The sequence below is a fragment of the Streptomyces huiliensis genome, from assembly GCF_020037025.1.
Classification (GTDB): Bacteria; Actinomycetota; Actinomycetes; order Streptomycetales; family Streptomycetaceae; genus Streptomyces; species Streptomyces huiliensis.
The window spans coordinates 1-5,414 of record NZ_JAIQLH010000368.1; the positions used below are offsets into that span (position 1 = coordinate 1).

Annotated in this window: 3 protein-coding genes and 1 pseudogene; 1 reads left to right on the top strand and 3 read right to left on the bottom strand. The window is 71.8% G+C overall.

What is annotated here, in order from left to right; all coding sequences use genetic code 11:
• Positions 1-295 precede the first annotated feature (295 nt).
• Entirely contained in the window at positions 296-910 is a 615-nt protein-coding gene (locus JNW98_RS33450) for a hypothetical protein (protein WP_223772057.1), read from the bottom strand.
• 156 nt (positions 911-1,066) lie between these two features.
• Complete coding sequence (gene ahcY / locus JNW98_RS33455; protein ID WP_223772058.1) at positions 1,067-2,524, bottom strand: adenosylhomocysteinase; 1,458 nt, start codon at positions 2,522-2,524, stop codon at positions 1,067-1,069.
• Between the two features lie 451 nt (positions 2,525-2,975).
• Here ahcY and JNW98_RS33460 point away from each other — a divergent pair, with 451 nt between their 5' ends.
• Entirely contained in the window at positions 2,976-4,964 is a 1,989-nt protein-coding gene (locus tag JNW98_RS33460; protein ID WP_443732509.1) for a fructose-specific PTS transporter subunit EIIC, read from the top strand.
• Between the two features lie 201 nt (positions 4,965-5,165).
• On the opposite strand, the pseudogene JNW98_RS33465 reads toward JNW98_RS33460, so the two are convergent.
• Positions 5,166-5,414, bottom strand: a pseudogene (locus JNW98_RS33465) (cation diffusion facilitator family transporter); the annotation flags it as partial.

The window sequence follows — 5,414 nt, forward strand, 5'->3', positions numbered from 1 at the left end:
TTCCGTTTCCGGCCCCCTGTTAGAGCGGGGTTTCGCCTTCTCGCTTTCGCTTTCCGGCGATTCCGACTTTATCAGATTTTCAGCGGGCCGATTTACTCGGCCGTTTCGCTTCCTTCTGAGGGAGTCGAAGAGCTTCGCGATCGAGTGAGCGATGCTCACGACCCTCGAAGCGATGTAGATACTAACCGTTGTCGGCGACCAGGTCCAGTCGCCCTAACCGTTCGAATCTACCTCCCCCACCGACCCGTGTCAACAGGTTTGTGGGGCAGAAGGAAACCCTACCAGCCCTTGGGCCTCAGTCGAACACCGACGGGGGGCTCTCCAGCTCCTCCAGTTCGAGGCCCGGGGCGGACAGGACCACGTCGCCGGCCAGGTGGACCGTGTGCCGCTCCCCCGTGTCTAGGGCGCTGACCTGGTACTCGTCCACTTCCAGGGTTCCGTTGTCAGTGGTGTGTGGTGTCCTGCCGACGAGAGACCACGACTGGTCGACGGTGAGGGGGGCGAGGACGGGGGCGGTGAAGGAGACCAGGCGGACGCGGGTCGAGGGGCCGCCGGGGGTCAGGCGGAGCAGGCGGGCCAGAGCCACGTAGAAGGCGGGGGAAGCGCCGGCGCAGGCGTGGGCCCGGACGTTGCCTTCCGTCGCGTGCTCTCCGGACGGGTCGGTGCGGACCCAGGTCACGCCGTCGAGTGCCGCCGCCCGTACCTGCCAGTCGGCGGACCGGAGCTGGAGGCGGATGGGCCGGCCCAGCGCGTCGATCGCCAGGTCGACCGAGCCGGCCGGTGCGCCGGACGCGTGGGTGGTCGTGGAGACGTAGCGCCAGCCGGAAGGGCCGGTGGCGCACTGGAAGCGCTCGTCACCGAGGGGGGTGTGGTCGTGCGGATCGTGGAGCGAGTAGCGGCCGCGGGGCATGGGGGATTCCTTGACACGAACGGGCCAGGCCCCCGCCACGGGGGCAGGGGCCTGGCCGGCCGGCTGGTGCGCCGGCTGCTGACGCTGCTGCGGCTGTTCTCGGCGCCGCGTGTGCCGCGAAGGCGGCCGGGAGGGCCGCCGGCGCCGAGAGAGCCGTCAGTAACGGTAGTGGTCGGGCTTGTACGGGCCCTCGACCTTGACGCCGATGTACTCCGCCTGCTCCGGGCGGAGCGTCGTCAGCTTCACGCCGAGCGCGTCGAGGTGGAGCCGGGCGACCTTCTCGTCCAAGTGCTTCGGCAGGACGTAGACGTCGGTCGGGTACGACTCCGGCTTGGTGAAGAGCTCGATCTGCGCCAGCGTCTGGTCGGCGAAGGAGTTCGACATCACGAAGGACGGGTGGCCGGTCGCGTTGCCCAGGTTCAGCAGGCGGCCCTCGGACAGCACGATGAGGACCTTGCCGTCGGGGAACGTCCAGGTGTGGACCTGCGGCTTGACCTCGTCCTTGACGATGCCGGGGATCTTCGCGAGGCCGGCCATGTCGATCTCGTTGTCGAAGTGGCCGATGTTCCCGACGATGGCCTGGTGCTTCATCTTGGCCATGTCGGAGGCCATGATGATGTCCTTGTTGCCGGTCGTGGTGATGAAGATGTCGGCGGTCTCGACGACGTCGTCCAGGGTGGCGACCTGGTAGCCGTCCATCGCGGCCTGAAGGGCGCAGATCGGGTCGATCTCGGTGACGATGACGCGGGCGCCCTGACCGCGGAGCGACTCCGCACAGCCCTTGCCGACGTCGCCGTAGCCGCAGACGACCGCGACCTTGCCGCCGATGAGGACGTCGGTGGCGCGGTTGATGCCGTCGATGAGCGAGTGGCGGCAGCCGTACTTGTTGTCGAACTTCGACTTGGTGACGGCGTCGTTCACGTTGATCGCCGGGAAGAGCAGGGTGCCCGCCGCCTGCATCTCGTAGAGGCGGTGGACGCCGGTGGTGGTCTCCTCGGTGACACCGCGGATCTCCGACGCCAGCTGGGTCCACTTCTGGGGGTTCTCCCCCAGCGTGCGGTTCAGCAGCGTGAGGATCTGGGCGTACTCCTCGCTGTCCGCCGTGGCCGGGTCCGGGGCCGCGCCGGCCTTCTCGAACTCGACGCCCTTGTGCACGAGCAGCGTGGCGTCACCGCCGTCGTCCAGGATCATGTTCGGGCCGCCGGTCGGAGCGTCCGGCCAGGTCAGCGCCTGCTCCGTGCACCACCAGTACTCCTCCAGCGTCTCGCCCTTCCAAGCGAAGACGGGGACGCCCTGGGGGTTGTCCGGCGTACCGTTCGGGCCCACCGCGATGGCGGCGGCGGCGTGGTCCTGGGTGGAGAAGATGTTGCAGGACGCCCAGCGCACCCGCGCGCCCAGCGCCACCAGGGTCTCGATCAGCACCGCCGTCTGCACGGTCATGTGCAGCGAGCCGGTGATGCGGGCGCCCGCCAGCGGCTGCGCCTCCGCGTACTCCTTGCGGATCGCCATCAGACCGGGCATCTCGTGCTCGGCGAGGGTGATCTCCTTACGGCCGAATGCCGCCAGGGAAAGGTCCGCGACCTTGAAGTCCTGGGCGGTGGAGGTGGTGGTCATACGGGCTGCTCCTCCTGAAGGGCGAGCGAGAGTCTGGGTACGGCCGTGCGACGGACAGATCGTCGTGCGTGTCGGTCCTTCGACACCCGCACGTCACACCTGGCCGCAGCGCAGTCCGTCGGAGGTCCTCTCTCCCTCGGCCGGCCCGTCGTGCGAACCGCCCGACCGCCATCAGCAGCGACGTCTGGCACCGCGTCCGAATCTACACCGGACGACCCCCGGATCCCCAGCCCCTCCTTGGGATCCGGGGCCGCCGGCGGCGAATCGGTGACGGGTCGTCGGGGCCGGCGCGAGGCCGCGGCACGCGCTCACGGGACGGCGCGGGGTTCCGCCGAGCGCGCCGAACAGGCCTCGCCTCCGCGGAATCCGCCGCCCGCCTGTGAAGGATGCGAGCGATGCGTGCGGCGGTGTGGGTGGCGCGGGGAGTTCGTGGTGTCGGGAAGGAGGTCCTGTGACCGGTCCGGCTGATTCATGGGGTTCCTCCGGTTCCCCCGGGGGGACGGCGGAGTGCCCTGGCGGCGGCGGGCAGCCGCTCCGGCTGGTCGCAGTGACCGCCTGCCCCACGGGCATCGCCCATACCTACATGGCGGCCGAGAAGCTGGTCCGGACCGCCGAGGCGCTCGGGCACCGCGTCAGCGTGGAGACGCAGGGCTCCATCGGCACGGAGAACGTCCTGACCGCCGACGAGATCGCGGCGGCCGACGGGGTGATCGTCGCCGCCGACAAGGACGTCGACCTGGCCCGGTTCGACGGCAAGCGGGTGCTCGTCACCGGGGTGGCCGAGGGCATCCGGCGGCCTGAGGAGCTGATCCGGCGGGTCCTGGACGCGCCCGTCCACCGCGTGGCCGGCGGGGCGGGGCTGCCGGATCGGGAGCGGGGCGGCGGGCTCCTCGGTCCCTCGTTCCTCGGCGGTGCGGTCGGCGCCGCGGGGTACCGGGCGTTGATGAACGGCGTCTCGTACATGATCCCGTTCGTGGTGACCGGCGGGCTGCTGATCGCCGTATCGCTCGCGCTGGGCGGCCACACCGGGCCGCACGGGCTGGTGATTCCCGCCGGGTCGTTCTGGGAGCACGTGCACCGGATCGGCGAGATCGGGTTCGCGCTGATGCTGCCGGTGCTGTCCGGCTACATCGCCTACGCCCTCGCCGACCGGCCGGCGCTCGTGCCCGGCATGATCGGCGGGTGGCTGGCGAACGACGGCTCGCTCTACGGCTCCCGCTCGGGCGCGGGGTTCCTGGGGGCCATCGTCACCGGGTTCCTGGCGGGGTGGCTGGTGCTCGCGATCCGCCGGGTGCCGGTGTGGCGTTCCCTCCGGCCGGTGATGCCGATCATCGTCATCCCGGTGCTGGCCACGTCCGTTCTCGGCCTGTTCTTCGTCTACGCGCTCGGCGGCCCGATCGCCTGGGTCTTCGACCACCTCACCGACGGGCTCGCCGGGCTGGCCGGCGCGGGTGCGGCGGTGCTGGGTGTGCTCCTGGGGCTGATGATCACGTTCGACATGGGTGGGCCGGTCAACAAGACGGCTTTTCTCTTCGCGGCGGGGCTGATCTCCCGCAGCCCGGAGGTGATGGGCGTCTGCGCCGCCGCCATTCCCGTCCCCCCTCTGGGGCAGGGGCTGGCGACGCTGCTGCGCCGTGCTCTGTTCCGTGCGCAGGAGCGGGAGGCGGGGCTGGCGGCGCTGGTCATGGGCTTCTTCGGGATCACCGAGGGGGCGATCCCGTTCGCCGCGGCACGGCCCGCGCGGGTGATCCCGGCGAACATGCTCGGCGGGGCGGTGGCCGGGGCCGTCGCCGGTGTCGCGGGGGTCACCGACGCGGTGCCGCACGGTGGGCCGGTGGTCGCGGTGCTGGGGGCGGTGGGTGGGGTGCCCGTCTTCTTCGTCGCCGTCGCTCTGGGGGCGGTCGTGACGGCGTTGGCCACGGTGAGTCTGATGGCTCTGGGGGGTGGGGTGTCCCCTGGGCCGGCCGCGCCCCCGCCCGCCGGCGGGGCGGCGCTGGGTGGGCGGCTGACCGGGCGGAGCGTCCGGCCCTGGCTCGTCGCGCGGCGCAAGGAGGAGGCGGTCCGGGAGCTGGCCGAGTTGCTGGCCGCGGGGGGTGGGGTGCGGGACGGGTCCGCGTTGGTCGCCGCCCTACTCGCCCGGGAGGCGCAGGGCGGCACCGGGGCCGGGGAGGGTGTCGCCTTTCCGCACGCCCGGACGGACGCGGTCTCGGCTCCGGTGGTCGCGTTCGCCCGGTCGGCCGCGGGGGTTGAGTGGGGGGCGGCGGATGGGGTGCCGGCTCGGCTGCTTTTCGCTGTCGCGGTGCCTGAGGGGGGTGACGACGAGCATTTGCGGATTCTGGCCTTGCTGGCCCGGCGGTTGATGGATCCGGGGTTCCGGGAGCGGTTGCTGGCGGCGCCGGATACTCCGGCGATTCTGCGGGTGCTGGTTGAGCTGCGCTGAGGCCGCGGCGGGGCCAGGGGGGGGTGCCCCGGTCCCGCCCTTTCACCGTTTCTTCCAGGGCTCGGCCCCGGACCCCGAAACCGCGCTTCGCGCGGTTGTCCTCAAACGCCGGACGGGCTGAGTGGCGCTCTCCGGCCCCCGGCACGCGGCTTCGCCGCGGTCGTCCTCAAACGCCGGACGGGCTGGATTGCGCGCTCGGGCTCAGTGGCCGGGTCCCCCCGGCGTCGCCGCCGGGTCCGGGCCGGCCGCTGCCGCGGTCTCGCTGTAGACGTCGGGCTCGAGGTAGATGACGCGGGCGATGGGGACGGCGGCGCGGATGCGGGATTCGGCGGCGTCGATGGCTCGGGCCACGTCGGCGGCGGTGTCGTCGTGGCGGACGGCGATCTTGGCGGCGACGAGGAGTTCCTCGGGGCCGAGGTGGAGCGTGCGCATGTGGATGACGCCCGTCAC